Source organism: Roseovarius sp. Pro17, from assembly GCF_035599575.1.
Taxonomy (GTDB): Bacteria; Pseudomonadota; Alphaproteobacteria; order Rhodobacterales; family Rhodobacteraceae; genus Roseovarius.
On sequence record NZ_CP141179.1, the window covers coordinates 3,630,678 to 3,646,367 of the forward strand.

Annotated in this window: 19 protein-coding genes; 10 read left to right on the forward strand and 9 right to left on the reverse strand. The window is 61.1% G+C overall.

All coding sequences use genetic code 11. The features are described from left to right. The first annotated feature begins 49 nt into the window (after window positions 1-49). Together U3654_RS17540 and U3654_RS17545 are read left to right on the forward strand one after the other, a co-directional pair. Window positions 50-730, forward strand: a complete 681-nt coding sequence (locus U3654_RS17540) for a SprT family zinc-dependent metalloprotease (protein WP_324752817.1) — start codon at window positions 50-52, stop codon at window positions 728-730. Between the two features lie 31 nt (window positions 731-761). Next, the gene (locus U3654_RS17545; protein WP_324752818.1) at window positions 762-1,409 is read left to right on the forward strand and encodes a GntR family transcriptional regulator; all 648 of its coding nucleotides are present in this window, start codon (window positions 762-764) and stop codon (window positions 1,407-1,409) included. Window positions 1,410-1,418: 9 nt separating this feature from the next. On the opposite strand, the gene U3654_RS17550 is transcribed toward U3654_RS17545, so the two are convergent. Genes U3654_RS17550 through U3654_RS17560 form a run of 3 tightly spaced genes read right to left on the reverse strand, consistent with a single transcriptional unit; the run spans window position 1,419 to window position 3,701 of the window. Further along, on the reverse strand, window positions 1,419-2,381 hold the full coding sequence (locus U3654_RS17550; protein WP_324752819.1) for an acetyl-CoA carboxylase carboxyltransferase subunit alpha: 963 nt from the start codon (window positions 2,379-2,381) through the stop codon (window positions 1,419-1,421). Window positions 2,382-2,437: 56 nt separating this feature from the next. After that, entirely contained in the window at window positions 2,438-3,070 is a 633-nt protein-coding gene (locus U3654_RS17555) for a hypothetical protein (protein WP_324752820.1), read from the reverse strand. Beyond that, a complete protein-coding gene (locus U3654_RS17560; RefSeq protein ID WP_324752821.1) occupies window positions 3,045-3,701 on the reverse strand; it encodes a LysE family translocator in 657 nt (218 codons plus the stop codon). Before U3654_RS17560 ends, U3654_RS17555 begins: the two co-directional genes overlap by 26 nt. Window positions 3,702-3,782: 81 nt before the next feature. Here U3654_RS17560 and U3654_RS17565 point away from each other — a divergent pair, with 81 nt between their 5' ends. From U3654_RS17565 to hemF, 6 genes are all read left to right on the forward strand, one after another. Beyond that, complete coding sequence (locus tag U3654_RS17565) at window positions 3,783-4,226, forward strand: Lrp/AsnC family transcriptional regulator (RefSeq protein ID WP_324755320.1); 444 nt, start codon at window positions 3,783-3,785, stop codon at window positions 4,224-4,226. Window positions 4,227-4,266: 40 nt separating this feature from the next. Further along, window positions 4,267-5,325 carry a cell division protein ZapE gene (gene zapE / locus U3654_RS17570; protein ID WP_324752822.1) on the forward strand — a complete coding sequence of 353 codons (1,059 nt, stop codon included), beginning with the start codon at window positions 4,267-4,269 and terminating at the stop codon, window positions 5,323-5,325. Window positions 5,326-5,523: 198 nt separating this feature from the next. After that, window positions 5,524-5,859, forward strand: coding sequence for an ATP-dependent Clp protease adapter ClpS (gene clpS / locus U3654_RS17575; RefSeq protein ID WP_324755321.1), 336 nt, complete (start codon window positions 5,524-5,526; stop codon window positions 5,857-5,859). Between the two features lie 5 nt (window positions 5,860-5,864). Then, window positions 5,865-6,860 carry a class I SAM-dependent methyltransferase gene (locus U3654_RS17580; RefSeq protein WP_324752823.1) on the forward strand — a complete coding sequence of 332 codons (996 nt, stop codon included), beginning with the start codon at window positions 5,865-5,867 and terminating at the stop codon, window positions 6,858-6,860. A 34-nt stretch (window positions 6,861-6,894) separates the two neighbouring features. After that, complete coding sequence (locus tag U3654_RS17585) at window positions 6,895-7,695, forward strand: SDR family oxidoreductase (protein ID WP_324752825.1); 801 nt, start codon at window positions 6,895-6,897, stop codon at window positions 7,693-7,695. 21 nt (window positions 7,696-7,716) lie between these two features. Then, window positions 7,717-8,607, forward strand: a complete 891-nt coding sequence (gene hemF / locus U3654_RS17590) for an oxygen-dependent coproporphyrinogen oxidase (RefSeq protein ID WP_324752826.1) — start codon at window positions 7,717-7,719, stop codon at window positions 8,605-8,607. Here the strand turns inward: hemF and U3654_RS17595 are convergent. The 3 genes from U3654_RS17595 to leuD all read right to left on the reverse strand — a co-directional run bounded on the left by U3654_RS17595 (window position 8,604) and on the right by leuD (window position 11,407). Beyond that, complete coding sequence (locus tag U3654_RS17595; RefSeq protein WP_324755322.1) at window positions 8,604-9,620, reverse strand: endonuclease/exonuclease/phosphatase family protein; 1,017 nt, start codon at window positions 9,618-9,620, stop codon at window positions 8,604-8,606. The two genes, hemF and U3654_RS17595, sit on opposite strands and share 4 nt — an antisense overlap. A gap of 26 nt (window positions 9,621-9,646) precedes the next feature. Further along, the gene (locus U3654_RS17600) at window positions 9,647-10,483 is read right to left on the reverse strand and encodes a hypothetical protein (protein WP_324752827.1); all 837 of its coding nucleotides are present in this window, start codon (window positions 10,481-10,483) and stop codon (window positions 9,647-9,649) included. A 318-nt stretch (window positions 10,484-10,801) separates the two neighbouring features. Beyond that, window positions 10,802-11,407 carry a 3-isopropylmalate dehydratase small subunit gene (gene leuD, locus U3654_RS17605; protein WP_324752828.1) on the reverse strand — a complete coding sequence of 202 codons (606 nt, stop codon included), beginning with the start codon at window positions 11,405-11,407 and terminating at the stop codon, window positions 10,802-10,804. A gap of 88 nt (window positions 11,408-11,495) precedes the next feature. Here leuD and U3654_RS17610 point away from each other — a divergent pair, with 88 nt between their 5' ends. Beyond that, entirely contained in the window at window positions 11,496-11,711 is a 216-nt protein-coding gene (locus U3654_RS17610) for a DUF2945 domain-containing protein (RefSeq protein ID WP_324752829.1), read from the forward strand. 11 nt (window positions 11,712-11,722) lie between these two features. Here the strand turns inward: U3654_RS17610 and leuC are convergent, their stop codons facing one another. From leuC to U3654_RS17625, 3 genes are all read right to left on the reverse strand, one after another. Then, on the reverse strand, window positions 11,723-13,126 hold the full coding sequence (leuC, locus tag U3654_RS17615; protein ID WP_324752830.1) for a 3-isopropylmalate dehydratase large subunit: 1,404 nt from the start codon (window positions 13,124-13,126) through the stop codon (window positions 11,723-11,725). A 285-nt stretch (window positions 13,127-13,411) separates the two neighbouring features. Continuing rightward, complete coding sequence (locus U3654_RS17620; protein ID WP_324752831.1) at window positions 13,412-14,113, reverse strand: response regulator; 702 nt, start codon at window positions 14,111-14,113, stop codon at window positions 13,412-13,414. Further along, window positions 14,110-14,607 (reverse strand): MarR family winged helix-turn-helix transcriptional regulator, encoded by a 498-nt coding sequence (locus U3654_RS17625; RefSeq protein ID WP_324752832.1) that lies wholly within the window; start codon window positions 14,605-14,607, stop codon window positions 14,110-14,112. The genes U3654_RS17620 and U3654_RS17625 overlap by 4 nt, the downstream gene beginning before the upstream one ends. Window positions 14,608-14,761: 154 nt before the next feature. Here U3654_RS17625 and U3654_RS17630 point away from each other — a divergent pair, with 154 nt between their 5' ends. Next, window positions 14,762-15,628: a branched-chain amino acid aminotransferase gene (locus U3654_RS17630; protein ID WP_324752833.1), complete on the forward strand. Its 867-nt coding sequence runs from the start codon at window positions 14,762-14,764 to the stop codon at window positions 15,626-15,628. The last annotated feature ends 62 nt before the right edge of the window (window positions 15,629-15,690 follow it).

The window sequence follows — 15,690 nt, forward strand, 5'->3', positions numbered from 1 at the left end:
AAGGTGTCAAAGCCTTTAAGACAAAGCACCCGCAGCGACAGTCAGGCATATGGGCGATCATTTCCTTTCCGGCAACCCCCCGATTGCACTGACACTGCGCCGCTCGGCGCGGGCGCGGCGCATATCCTTGCGCGTCAGCGCGCTGGATGGACGCGTCACTCTGACATTGCCAAAGGGCCTGCCCGAGCGCGAGGCGCTGGATTTCGCCCGCTCTAAACAGGACTGGCTGCAAGGGCATCTGGCCGATCGCGTGCCCGAGGTGATCGTTGCGCCCGGCGCCGACATCCCGGTCGAGGGGCGGATGCTGCGGCTGGAGGCAGGCACCGGGCGGCGCGTGTTCCCGTCAGGCGACACACTGCTGGTGCCGGGCGGCCAGCCTGCCCGCCTGCAAGCCTGGCTTAGGACGCTCGCCCGTGAACGGCTGGTGGCGGCGTCTGATCGCTACGCTGCGGCGTTAGGCCGCCCCTATGGCCGCATTACCCTGCGCGATACGCGGTCCCGCTGGGGGTCTTGTTCGTCCTCGGCGGGCCTCAGTTATTCGTGGCGGCTGATCATGGCTCCACCGGATGTGCTGGACTATGTCGCAGCGCATGAGGTCGCACATCTGGAGCAAATGAACCACTCGCCCGCCTTCTGGGCATTGGTTGCGGCGTTGATGCCGGACTATCAGACGCATCGAAAATGGCTGCGCCAGAACGGCACTGGCCTGCATCGTTATAGGTTTGATTGACGCGGCGCGCATTTGTGATCACAACGATGTCATGTTGATGAATCCTCGCCCAGATCCGGCGCCTGCCGCCCATGACCGCGTATACCGCGGCCTGCGTTCGCGCATCATGTATGGCCAGATTCCGCCGGGTCAGTCGCTGACTCTGCGCGGCATCGGGCGCGAGTTCGACGTGTCGATGACCCCAGCGCGCGAGGCGCTGCGCAGGCTGGTGGCCGAGGGCGCACTGACGCTGAGCAATTCGGGACGCGTCTCGACGCCAGAGCTGAACAATGACCGGATTGAGGAGCTGGCCGCGCTGCGCTCCCTGCTGGAGGTCGAGCTGGCCAGCCGCGCCCTGCCGCGCGCGCATATCGCACTGATTGACCGGCTGACCACGATCAACCAAGCCATCGCCGAGGATATCGCGCGCCACGACGCCGTCGCCTATATTCGCCGCAATCTGGAGTTTCACCGCACGCTGTATCTGCGCGCGCAGGCCCCTGCGATGCTGGCCATGGCCGAAACGGTGTGGCTGCAAATGGGCCCGACAATGCGCAAACTATACGGGCGGCTGCGTCAAAAGGAACCGCCACCCTATCACCGCCTCATCATCGGTGCGCTCAAGGCGGGGGACGAGCCTGCCTTGCGCCTCGCTGTACGCTCGGACGTGACGCAGGGCCTCAGGATGCTAGCGACCTAAAGCGTCATCTCACGCAGCGAGGCCCTTGCTGCCCATGTTCAGGAATTTTTGACGCCGGTCGGTGATCAGCGCCTTGGGGCTCTTGCCGTCCAGATCCTTTAGCATCTCGCCCAGCGCGGTGCCGACATTGGCCATCGACGTTTTCGGATCGCGGTGCGCGCCGCCCATCGGTTCATCGATGATGCGGTCGGTAATGCCCAGCTTGATCAGGTCTTGCGCGGTCAAGCGTAGCGCCTCGGCGGCTTCGCGCATTTTCTCGGAGTCTTTCCAAAGGATCGACGCGCAGCCTTCGGGGGAGATTACCGAATAAACCGAGTGCTGAAGCATCGCCACGCGGTTCGCGCTGGCAAAGGCGACAGCGCCGCCCGATCCACCCTCACCGATCACGACACTGACCAGCGGCACGCCGATTTGCAGGCATTTCTCGGTCGAGCGGGCGATTGCCTCGGATTGGCCGCGCTCTTCGGCACCCTTGCCGGGGTAGGCGCCGGGTGTGTCGATCAGCGTGATCACCGGCAGGCTGAATTTATCGGCCATGTCCATCAGGCGGATCGCCTTGCGATAACCTTCGGGGCGGGCCATGCCAAAATTACGCTCGATCCGGGACTTGGTGTCGTTGCCCTTTTCATGGCCGATCACCATGACAGGACGGTCATCCAGCCGCGCAAGGCCCCCCATGACGGCGTGATCGTCGGCAAAGTTCCGATCGCCAGCCAGCGGTGTGTATTCGGTAAACAGCGCCTGAATGTAGTCCCGGCAATGGGGCCGTTCAGGGTGGCGCGCGACCTGACATTTACGCCAGGGCGTTAGATCCCTGTAGAGATCGCGCAGCATGATCGCCGCCTTCTTGTCCAGCGCGGCTGCCTCTTCTTCGACATCCACACCTTCACCGGCGCGGGCCATCGCACGCAACTCTTCGGCCTTGCCTTCGATCTCGGCGAGGGGTTTTTCAAAATCGAGGTAGTGAGTCATGAACACGCTCCGGTTTGGTGCCTGCGTTATATGGCCGGGCAGCGTTTGAAATGCAATCAATTCGCAAGGCCCAATGCTACGCGCAGGGCCAATTCGGGCGACGCCAACACCGGGGTGACGAGACCGTTCAGTAGCGGTGCAGCCCCTGCCATCGACGCCTGCGCCAAAACGATGCAAGCGGCATCCGGAACAGATTCGATATTCTCGCGAATCGCGGCCGCGACGACGGCATGAAACGGCCCCACCTGCCCTGCCTCAAACAGCGGCCAGAATTCGGCCAGTGACAGCGCGTGCACCTTGGCCTTGTGTCTCTGCGCCTCTAGCGCGGCATCCAGCAGCGCTGCAGAGGGCTCAAGCGTACTATCAAGGCAATAGGCCATGACGATGTCACCCCCCGCCTGCGCCGCAATGCGCGCCGCTTCCTGCATCATCGGCGCATCGACCCGGATTGCGCCAAGGTCGCCCGCAACCGGCCCCAACGTCGTGCAGGTGCATAGAACCGCGCCGGGCGCGCTGTCGACCGCCTCAGCAATCTCGGCCTGCAAACGCGCGTCGATACCGCCCTGCGCGCGGGCCAGCCAATCGGGCCGCACGATGTGGTTCAACCTGGCCTCGGGCGCAATGTCCGCCTTTAGCGCATCAAAGGTAGCACGATGAGCTTCACTAGTGTGCAGTAGCGTCAAAATCATTCGATATTTCCGTGGCAGCCGGTTTGTCGTTGGACGCCCATAACACGGGGATAAGTGTCGCGACCAGCAGCGCCGCCATGGTCCAGTTAAACATACGCAGCCGTATGGGCGTGTCGAGGAATCGGCGCATCTGTTGGCCCAGCGCGACCCAACTGGTCGTGCTGATGATGGACACTGCGCAATAGGCCCCCGCGACCCACAGGATCGCCGTCGGCTCGCGCCCGCCCGCATAGAGCGTGATGGCCGACAGCGCCATGAACCACGCCTTGGGATTGACCCACTGGAACGCAGCGGCCTGAAGAAAGGTCAGCGGCGTGCCCGTCTCTTCGGCCATGCTCTGCGCAGGTGGGGCGGCATTGCCGATCTTCCACGCGAGAAACAGCAGGTAAGCGACGCTCAACACCGTCAGCACCGTCTGAACGATGGGAAACGCTTCGAACACCCGGATGATGCCAATACCGACCAGAGTGACGAGGATGGGCATTCCCAGACCGACCCCGAACATATGCGGCACTGTCCGGCGAAAGCCGAAATTGGCACCCGACGCCATCAACATGAGGTTGTTTGGGCCGGGCGTGATCACGCCGACAAAACAAAAGGCCACGAGGGCTGTGAGGATTTCAAATGTCATTCGTGCAATATTGTGCAGTTTAGCCGCAATGAAGTTGCGTTTCTTTGCGCTGATAGAATTTCTGTGCAACTACTCATCATTATGGATCAGATAACCGACCGCATATTGCAAGAGCTTTCCCGCAACGGTCGCATCAGCAACATTGAGTTGGCCGATCGCTGCGGCCTGTCGCCCAGCGCCTGCCTGCGCCGCGTGCAGGATCTGGAGCGGCGCGGAATCATCGCAGGCTATCGCGCGGTCCTGAACCGAAGCGCGATGGGCGTCGGCTTTGTCGCCTATGCCGCGGTGGGCCTGAACAGCCACACCAAGGCCAGCCAAGAGGCGTTTGAACGCGCGATGGCGCGCGCGCCCGAAGTTGTCGAATGTCACAGCATCACCGGCTCGGTCGAGTATCTTCTGCGCATCGAGGTCTTGGACCTGCCTAGCTACAAGGCGTTTCACACTGATGTCATGGGCGTGCTGCCACAGGTGAACGCCATCACCTCCTATGTCGTCATGGGCTCGCCTAAGGATGCGCGCGCCTGAACGCTTTTAACCCACGTCAGCGCAAGGTATTGCGGAGCCTATGACAACACTGCCCGACATCTACGCCGCCAAGATCAAATCCGGTGAACTGGCTACCGACCCGGCACAAGAAGCCATCCTGCCCGAATTCGAGCGCATCCGCGCGGAACTGGACGCTCCACAGCAAAATGGCTGGTTCCGCAAAGCACCGGCGCCGCCCAAGGGGCTATATATTTGGGGTGGTGTGGGGCGCGGCAAATCCATGCTGATGGATCTGTTCGCGGCCTCGCTCTACGTCCCCAGCCGCCGCGTGCATTTCCACGCCTTCATGCAGGAAATCCACGCAGGCATTCATGCCGCGCGGCAAAAGGGCGCTCAGGATGCAGTGGCCCCGGTGGCCGAAAAGGTGGCGGCAGACGTGCGCCTGCTGGCCTTTGATGAGATGCAGATCACCGACATTACCGACGCGATGATCGTCGGGCGGCTGTTTCAGGCGCTGTTCGATGCAGGTGTCGTAGTGGTGACAACATCAAACCGCGCCCCCGACGACCTCTACAAAGACGGCCTCAACCGTCAGCTTTTCCTGCCCTTCATTGACCTACTCAAGCAGAACATGGTGGTGCATCAACTGGCCTCGCCCACCGATTATCGGCAGGACCGGATTGCAGGCAGTCCGACCTATTTCACCCCAAACGATGCCAGCGCCCGTGCGCAGATCGAAAAGATCTGGCAAAGTCTGACCCACGGCGAGGCGCAGCCGCATACCCTGACCGTGCAAAAGCGCGAACTGGAAATCCCCGCCTTTCACAATGGCGTAGCCCGGGCGACATTCTATCACCTGTGTGGACGGATGCTGGGCCCTGCCGACTACCTCGCCCTGGCCGATGCAGCGCGCGTGCTGGTGCTGGAGGATATTCCTCTGCTCAGCCGCCAGAACTTTAACGAGGCAAAGCGGTTCGTCACGCTGATCGACGCGCTTTACGAGGCAAAGGTACGCCTGATCTGTTCGGCCGCCGCTACGCCCGAATACCTTTATGTCGAGGGTGAAGGCACGTTCGAGTTCGAGCGTACGGCCAGCAGATTAGAGGAAATGCAGTCCGAGGGATGGGGCACCGAGTAGCGCAGACCACGCTGAAATACCGTCTGCCGAAGGGCGCGCGCGCCGCCAATGCCTGCGACTTTATTGCCGACGGCACTGCGCTCTGTGACGACCTGGCGGCAAGGGCGCCTGCGGTTACACCACCCCCCTTTCAAATTGGCCCCCAAGGTCTATATAGATGGCCTAGAAATCGACTCTTGCAGCAGACCCATGGACCTCATGATATCGCACCCTTGGAAAATGGCCGGACAGGACGACGATGAGGAGAGCTCGGTCGTAGTCGCCACGCGCCCAAAAACCAAACGCCCGCCCCTCTATAAGGTATTGTTGCTCAATGACGACTATACGCCGATGGAATTCGTCGTCGCCGTGTTGGAGCGATTCTTTGGCCTCAGCAGCGCGCAGTCGTTCGAAATCATGCTGACCGTGCATAAAAAGGGCCTCGCTGTCGTGGGCGTCTTTAGCCACGAGATCGCTGAAACAAAAGTGGCGCAGGTCATGGACTTTGCCCGCCAGCACCAGCATCCGCTGCAGTGCACTATGGAACGGGAATAGACCCTATGACAGGCATTCGACTATCATTGGCGCTCGAGGGCGGCAATCTGACGCTGCCGGATGGAGCGCGTATTGCCGTGTTCGCGCCCACAGCCGACACTGATCTGTCGCCCCTGCCGCAGGACCTGTGCCACATCATTACCGGCAATAAACCTGACCGCGATTACTTCGCCGCGCTGGGCTATGCCTGCAACACCGCGCCCGAGGGCCGCTATGGTGCGTCGCTGGTCTGCCTGCCGCGCGCCAAGGATCGCGCGCGCGCCCTGATCGCAGAGGCGGCTGACGTCACCGACGGGCCGGTCATCGTTGACGGGCTGAAAACCGATGGTATCGAATCGGCGCTAAAGGGATGCCGCAAACGCGCTGACGGAGTCGCCGGCCCCATCAACAAGGCCCATGGCAAGCTGTTCTGGATGAATCCCGCGCCCGCCCTGGACGATTGGCGCACAGGCGAGCCGGGCGAAATCGAAGATGGCTACGTCACTGCGCCGGGCGTCTTTTCCGCAGACGGGATCGACCCCGCCTCGCGCGCATTGGCTGATAACCTGCCCGAGACACTGGGCGCGCATGTCATTGATCTGGGCGCCGGCTGGGGATACCTCACACACCGGGCGCTGTCGCGCGAAAGCATTCGCCAGATCGACGCAGTCGAGGCGGATCATGCCGCGCTGTCCTGCGCGCGGCTCAACGTCACTGACCCACGCGCGCAATTTCATTGGGAGGACGCGCTGCGCTGGCGTCCCGAGACGGCGGCTGACACCGTCCTGATGAACCCACCCTTTCACACCGCGCGCAAGGCCGATCCCGCGCTGGGCCGCGCCTTTATCGCTGCCGCCGCCGAGATGCTGAAGCCCTCTGGGCAGCTGTGGATGGTCGCCAATCGCCATTTGCCCTACGAGCAGACGCTCGCCGGGCTATTCGTCGACGTGACCGAGGCACCCGGCGGCGACACAAGGTTCAAGTTGCTGCACGCGCGCCGCCCCATGCGCAAGAAGCGCTGAGCGCCGACCAACATCCCGCATAAGGATACGTAAAATGTCATTTTCGATCTCCGGCAAGACGGCTATCGTCACCGGCGGGGCCAACGGTATCGGCCTCGCCATAGGGCGGCATCTGGCCGACAAGGGCGCGAATGTCATGTTCGCCGACATGGACGAGGACGCCCTCACCGATCAGCTTGGCGAACATGCCGATGACGGGCCGATCCGATACTTCGCAGGTGATCTGCGCGAAAAACTGACGCTGGCAAACCTGCTTTCTGCCACGATCGACGCCTTTGATTCGGTCGATATTCTGGTCAACGCCTCGCGGCAGGTGGTCACGTCCGACCCGCTGAACCCCGATGACGACGCGGTCGAAATGCTGATCCAACAGAACCTGATGACAGCCCTGCGCCTGAGCCAACTGGTCGCCAAGCGCATGATTAAGCAAGCCGAGGGGGAGGAAACGCCACCGGGCGGCGCAATCGTCAATCTGTCGTCGATCGTCACAGGGCGCGCCCATCCCGAGCTGCTGGCCTACGGCATTTCATCGGCGGCCATCGATCAGATGACGCGCTCGCTGGCCGTTACGCTGGCGCCACATCGCATCCGGGTGAACGCGGTTGCCTTTGGATCGGTCATGAGCCGCTCCTTGCAGGAAACCCTGAAGGATCACGGTGATTATCGCTCGGACATCGAATCGCACACCCCGTTGGGGCGCATCGCCGCCTGTAGCGAGCTGGCCGATGCGGTGCAGTTCCTCGCCAGCGAAGGTGCGGGGTTCATGACCGGGCAGATCCTGACGCTGGACGGCGGCCGATCGCTGGTCGACCCGGTTGCGTCGCCCGCCCACTGATCCCAGCCGAAAGGGACATCCATGACAGATGATTTTGGCGGCCAGAAACGCCGCGCTGCCGAATGGTTTCAAACCCTTCGCGACCAGATCGTGACGGCTTTCGAAGGGCTGGAGGACAGCCACGACACCGGCCCCCTTTCAGATGCCACGCCGGGCCGTTTCGACGTCAGCAAAACCAGCCGTGCCGCTGAGGGCGGTGGCGATGCAGGCGGTGGATTAATGAGCGTCATGCGCGGTGGTCGCGTCTTTGAAAAAGTCGGCGTGAACGTGTCCGAGGTCTATGGCCAACTGGGCGAGGCGGCGCAAAGGGCGATGGCCGCCCGCGGCGTGCCGGGGATGGAGGCCGATCCCAGCTTCTGGGCCAGCGGCATCAGCTTGGTCGCGCATATGCAGAACCCGCATTGTCCAGCCGTGCACATGAACACGCGCATGTTCTGGACGCCCCATGCATGGTGGTTTGGCGGCGGTTCCGACCTGAACCCTTGCATCGAATATCCCGAGGATACCGCGCATTTTCACACCCAGCAGCAGGTGCATCTAGATCCTCACAGCACCGATCACTACCCACGATTCAAGGCTTGGGCGGATGAGTACTTCTATATCCCCCATCGTCACCGCGCGCGGGGTGTTGGCGGTATTTTCATGGACGATCAAAACTCAGGCGATTGGGAGGCTGATTTCGCCCTCACTCAGGATATCGGCCGAGCCTTTTTGCCGGCGTTTTTGCCACTGATCAAGGCCCGGCGCGTGCAGGATTGGACCGATGCAGACAAAGACGTGCAACTGGTGCATCGCGGCCTTTATGCCGAATACAACCTCGTCTACGACCGCGGAACGAAATTCGGCCTCGCCACCGGGCATGATGCGAACGCGGTGCTGATGTCGCTGCCTCCCATGGCCAAGTGGGTCTAAAGCGAATCAGCCTTTAGATCGACCCAGACGATGCGGTGGCGGCTGGCGGTTTCAGCGATCTGCGCAGCCTTGCCGGTCGCGGGCCAATGCACGCCCGCATCCATTACGGTCCAGTCGCGTGACGGCAGGACATAGCCAACGCGCATCAGGGGCGGATCGACGCGCGGCCAGTTCACCGTTGCCTCAGCCGGCTCGCCCTCGGGGCGCAGTGGCAAAACGTCTTGAATGCGAGGGTCCGACAGAAGGCCGCGAATTCCGGCCTTGATGCCCTCGCTCCGGTTCGGGTCCTGATTGGCATGGCCCAACAGGACGAACCGCGCATCAGGCGCATCCCCAAACGCACCATCCAGATAATGCCGCCAAAATCGCAGCTGATCATGGTTGCGCCGTCCATTACGATCCTCTGGCCCGTCGAATACCGGCGGGCTGGCATGAAATGCCAGCAATGTAACCGGGCCGCTATCGTGCAGTATCGGCACGGCCCAATGCGCCACGTCCGCCAGTCTCAGGGCGGCCTGGGCCTGCGCCGATGGAAAGGGGGCGCCATCCACGACCGGCAGCATCGGCTGCGGCATGTCCTTCCACAAAAGCGCGCTCAGATCCTGCACGCCATCCATATCCACGGGCCACCGCGACAGAATCGCCATGCCGCCCTGCCCGGCAAAGGCACCGTGGCCCTGTGCATCCTCAGGTTCGCCCAACCGTCCGTCGCCATCCATGTCGAGGTCGGTTGCCATGCCGGTGTTTGGCATCAGCGCGAACATCACGGTATAGCGCAGCCCTTTGTCTGCAATCAGATCGCGCAGCGCCCCCAATGCGCGCAGCTCAATATCGTAATCGACATTCTGCAACAGGATGACGTCAGCGCGCATATCGGCGACAACCTGCGCCACAACCTCGGCCTGCGCATCCCCGCGCGCAATGTCGCGCAGCAGCAGACCAGGTCCATCGCGGTCAAGATCGGTGTTAAATGTGGCGATTCGCAGCGTGTCGCCCCAGGCCGGAGTGATCATCGCCAGCCAGAACACGCACAGCGCGATCAGACCGTTTGCAGCGCGTCCTCGGCCTGCGCATAGGCGCGCCGCCGCTTGGCTGAAATCAGCTCGGCCACCCGGTACATCGCGATACCGCGCATCACCAGACCGGCAGGAAGAAAGGCCCATCCACAAATCATCCAGATCAGAGTATGAGCGTGCAACACCGATGCAGTTTCGAATACCCCCTGCATCACTGTGACGATCACAGGCAGCAAGAATGGCATCAAAAACCCTAAGGAAATGTTAATGCCCGCCTCGCGCTGCAACTTATGCACCACATCGCCGCCGCGCGTCGGGTCAAACATAGGCAAGTTCATCCAGACGTTGAACGCACCACGCCGCACAGGCCATCCCGTCACACGCACCATAATCGCAAAAAGCACCACCATGACCAGCGATGCCGAATAGCTTAGTCCCGCCGCGATCCCGACAAAATCGGCGACGGCCAGCGGCGTGTGCGCAGGCACCAGAAGCAGCACGTGGCGAACCGGCGAATAGGGGAAATCCAGTGCGCCGCCCAGCATCCGCCCAAAATCACCCAAAAGCAGCGTAAGCGAGCCCGGATTTGCCCCGCCACGCGCAATGGACGACAGGGTCAGCACCGTCAGCGCTAGAGCGACGAACTTGATACGGTTGATCGGCGACGCAAAGCGAAATTCAATGATTGTGGGCGATTTTGCGGAATAATCGACAAAGGTCAGCAGTCCCGCTACGATTGCGATGAGCAATATAATCTGGCTCGTTTCTTGTGCACCCTGCGCCAGCATCAGCGACGGCAAGGCGACAAGAACGGCAACCAAAATGGCGCGCAAAGCAGCGCCCGCGACATGTGAAACCACAACACAATCCCTTCCATTCAACTTGGGCGGCCACAATAATATTTCGTGGCGTTACTCCAACTTGATCCCAAATAGATCCCGCTCTTAATGGCGGTGTGCCTGAATATCTTGTATTGTTTAAACGAGCGCTCAAGAAATTGATCGGCGTATTTACGCTTACGTAAAATATCTGTCACAACTGATGCGCGATTGCATCAGTGTCCAGTCGCTCGAGAAGCAGGGATTGACCATACTACCATATGTGGGTGGGGCGTGAGATTTTACCACAAGCAGACCCCACCCGGCCTTATTTTGTGGCCGGTTTGGGCGATGCGTGCACTAGACCCAAGGGCGCGCAGCGGATGCGCCAGCCTCGAATATGTCGATCGACGCGGCTTTTTCCATTGTCAAGCCAATATCGTCCAGCCCTTCGAGCAGGCAATGCTTTTTGAACGAATCGACCTCAAAAGGGATCACGTCGCCTTCAGACGTGGTGACGGTCTGCGCCTCCAGGTCCACTTCGATTCGCGCGTTCGCGCCCTTTTCGGCTTCGGCCATCAGCAGATCGACTTGTTCCTGCGGGAGGGCGATGGGCAGGATGCCGTTCTTGAAACAGTTGTTGTAAAAGATGTCGGCAAAGCTGGGCGCGATGACGCAGCGGATGCCAAAATCCTTGATCGCCCAAGGGGCATGTTCACGGCTGGACCCGCAGCCGAAATTATCGCCCGCGACAAGGATCTCGGCCTCGCGGTAGGCCGGCTTGTTCAGCACGAAATCTGGCAATTCATTGCCATCATCGTCATAGCGCATCTCATCGAACAGATTCACGCCAAGACCCGAGCGCTTGATCGTTTTGAGGAACTGCTTGGGGATGATCATGTCGGTGTCGATATTGATCATTGGCATTGGCGCGGCGATACCGCTGATCTTGATGAATTTGTCCATCGGTCTATCCTTTTGTCGAGTACCGCGCGCCCGGAACTGGGCTGCAGCGGCTGGCATTCAGTCGTGGAACGCAAAGAGGGGAGGCATCATGTCATACAGCGAAGGCACGAAGGTGGAATGGAACTGGGGCAATGGCACGGGAACCGGCGAGATTGCCAAGGTCTACACGCAGAAGATCACGCTCAAGATCAAGGGCACCGAAGTAACCCGCGACGCGTCGGCCGATGAACCCGCCTACCGTATTCAGCAGCAGGACGGCGACGAAGTGCTGAAATCGCATAGTGAGCTGCGAAAGGCGTCCTGACGCGCAGGCCATCACATCATCTCGCGCACGTCGGTCAGGCGACCGGTGATCGCCGCCGCCGCCGCCATCGCGGGGCTCATCAGATGTGTGCGCCCGCCCCGGCCCTGACGGCCTTCGAAATTGCGGTTTGACGTGGCAGCGCAGCGCTCGCCCGGCGATAGCTGATCGGGGTTCATCGCAAGGCACATGGAGCAGCCCGCAAGGCGCCACTCAAAGCCCGCCTCAATGAATATATCGGCCAGCCCCTCCTCTTCGGCCTGCGCACGCACGAGACCCGAACCGGGCACGATCATGGCACGAAGGCCTTCCTTGATCTTCTTGCCCTTGAGGATCGCGGCAGCGGCGCGTAAATCCTCGATTCGTCCGTTGGTACAGGAACCGATGAAAACGGTGTCGATCTCGACCTCGCTCAACGGCGTGCCAGCGGTCAGGCCCATGTAGTCCAACGAACGCTGCGCCGCATCAACCTTGCCACCGGTGAAATCGCTGGCGGCGGGTACTTTGGCGGTGATCGGCAGCACGTCCTCGGGGCTGGTACCCCACGTGACGACCGGTGCAATATCCTCGCCCTTGAGCGTCACGACCTTGTCCCAATGCGCATCATCGTCGGAATAGAGCGTTTTCCACCAGGCCAGCGCGGCCTCCCACTGCGCGCCCTTCGGCGCGTGGGGGCGGCCCATGCAATACTCAAACGTCTTTTCATCCGGCGCGATCAAACCGGCGCGTGCGCCGCCCTCAATCGCCATGTTGCAGACGGTCATGCGACCTTCCATGGACAGATCGCGAATAGCCTCGCCGCAATATTCGATGACATAGCCGGTGCCACCTGCCGTCCCCGTTTTGCCAATGACACTGAGGGTAATGTCCTTGGCGGTGACGCCCTTGGACAGCTTGCCAGTGATCTCGACTTTCATATTCTTGCCCTTGCGCTGGATCAGCGTCTGGGTCGCCAGAACATGCTCGACCTCCGAGGTGCCGATACCATGCGCGAGCGCGCCAAATGCGCCATGAGTGGCGGTGTGGCTATCGCCGCAAACGACAGTCATGCCCGGCAGGGTCCAGCCTTGCTCGGGACCGACGATATGCACGATGCCTTGCCGCACGTCCGAGACGGGGTAGTAGTGGATGCCGAAATCGGTGGCGTTCTTGTCCAGCGCATCGACCTGAATCTTACTCTCGGGGTTTTCGATGCCCTTGGCACGATCCAGCGTCGTCGGCACGTTGTGATCCGGCACGGCAATCGTCTTGTCCGGTGCGCGCACGGTGCGGCCCGTCATGCGCAGCCCCTCAAAGGCCTGCGGGCTGGTCACCTCGTGCACCAGATGCCGGTCGATATAAAGCAGGCAAGTGCCATCCTCGGCTGCGTGCACCAGATGGGCATCCCAGATTTTATCATAAAGCGTCTTGGGGGACATTGGTCCTCTCCCGTATTGTCAGAATGGAATTGTGTTGGGCAGGCTAAAGCCTGTCATAGGTGCGCAGGCACGGACAGGGACGCGCCAAAGAACCGCCAAGGCAGGCGCGCACGGTCATCCATGTCAAAAATCTTTTTCATGTGCCTGAGATACTACCTGCGCCACGCTCTCGCAAGTGCGCCGATCCGAAGAGGCTGTTATGCCAAAAGAGATCAGCAGAAAGAAGGTAGAGCAAAGAACGCTCGCCGACTACTTTTAGGTAAAAATATCCATATTCTGCCAGCCTCAATCGGGCGCCAGCATATACCCCTCGCCGCGCACCGTTTGCAGGTAGCGGGGCTGTTTCGGATCGCTCTCGATCTTGCGACGCAGGCGGGTGATCTGAACGTCGATGGCGCGCTCTTGCGCCTGCCCCCGATCGCGGCCCAGATCCTCGACCAGCTTGGAACGCGTGACGGGCTGGCGCAGGCTTTGTGAAAAGATGCGCATCAGCTGCGTTTCGGTCGCGGTCAGCCGGATGGACGCGCCGTCCCTCGTAAGCTCAGCACGCTCCATGTCATAGCGCACGGGGCCAAGGGCGAGGATCTTGGGGGCGACGCCTTCGGCCTCAGGCTCGGGCATACGGCGCAGGATGGCGTTGATGCGCAGTAGCAGCTCCTTTGGCTCGAACGGTTTGGGCAGATAGTCGTCGGCACCCGCCTCAAGACCCGCTATGCGATCATCCGTCTCGCCGCGCGCGGTCAGCAGCAGAATCGGTGTCGTCAGGGTCTCGCGCAAGCTGCGGGTCAACGCGACGCCATCCTCACCGGGCATCATCACATCCAATACAATCAGATCGAACTCCAGCCCAGCCAGCACCCGCCGCGCGTGGGCCGCATCGCGCGCCGCCGATACCAGGAACCCGTGCCGCGCCAGAAACTTGCGCAATAGGCCGCGAATACGCTCGTCATCATCGACGATCAGCAGGTGGGGGGCCGGATCGCTCATGTCTGTGCCTCTCGCAAAGTTTGATAGCGGCGGCGCATGTCGGGGTCCATCATCGCCTCTAGTACTTGGCGAAACCCCGTCACCGCGCCCGGCCCCGCCGCGCGGTAGGCGGCGCGAAGGCGGCTGCGCTGAGCATCGCTAAGCTGCCGCTCAAGCGCCACTCCTTCGGTCGTCAAATGCAGGTTGCGCTCGCGCTTGTCCAACTTGCCGACTTGGCTTGCAACAAGGCCGTCCTCGACCAGCGTGCGCAGGACGCGGTTCAGCGATTGCTTGGTCACGCCGAGAATATTCATAAGGTTCGTCACTGTCGTCCCCGGTTTGCGCGCGATAAAGTGAATCGCCCGATGATGCGCGCGCCCGTAGGCCATGGTGGTGAGGATACGGTCGGGATCGGCAGTGAAGCCCTGATAGGCAAAGAACATCGCCTCGATCCCCTGCTGTAGCTGCTCATCCGTCAGGAATAGTAACGCCTCGCCGCCTTGCACCTCTGCCATATGGTCCTCGATCCTTTTGGCGCTCAACTTACGTCAGCTTTGTTGACATTCCAAGTTTCAACTGTTAGCGAATCGCACTTTCCGCGCAATTTTACGTCCGTATCGGACATAAAATGCGCAACAAATGCAAAAATCGCTTATTGGAGGGCGCAAAATGGCTGGCTATGACGACCGCGACGGCAAGATCTGGATGGATGGCAAGATGATCGATTGGCGCGATGCCAATGTCCACATTCTGTCGCACGCGATGCATTACGCCAGCTCGGTCTTTGAGGGTGAGCGCGCCTACAACGGCAAGATCTTTAAAAGCCGCGAGCATTCCGAGCGGCTGCATTTCTCGGCAGGTGAGCTGGATTTCCAGATTCCATACACTGTGGACGAAATCGAGGCAGCCAAGGCCGAGGTGCTGACGGCTTCGGGCCTCAAGGACGCGTATGTGCGCTGCGTCGCGTGGCGCGGTGCCGGGCCGGACATGGGCGTCGCCAGTTCGCGCAATCCGGTGCATCTGGCCATCGCCGCATGGGAATGGGGCGCTTATTACGGCGACGCCAAGACCAAGGGCGCCAAGCTCGACATCTCGAAGTGGAAGCGGCCCAGCCCCGAGACGATCCCGGTTCACGCCAAGGCGGCGGGCCTTTACATGATCTGTACCACGTCCAAGCATGCCGCCGAGGCCAAGGGCTGCTCGGACGCATTGTTCATGGACTATCGTGGCTACGTGGCCGAGGCGACTGGGGCCAACATATTCTTCGTCAAGGATGGCGAGGTGCATACCCCGCTGGCCGATTGTTTCCTGAATGGCCTGACACGGCAGACCGTGATTGGGATGCTGAAAGAGCGCGATATCGTCGTGCATGAGCGCCACATCATGCCCGCGGAAATGTCCGGATTCGAACAGTGTTTCCTGACCGGAACCGCCGCCGAGGTGACGCCGGTGGGGATGATCGGGGATTACACATTCGAGGTCGGCGCACTGACGCGCGACATCGGCGAAGCGTATGAAAAGCTGGTGCGCAGCTAAAGCGTTTTGCATGGGCGAAAATGAAAAGGGCGCTTCGATCGAAGCGCCCTTTTTTACATCTG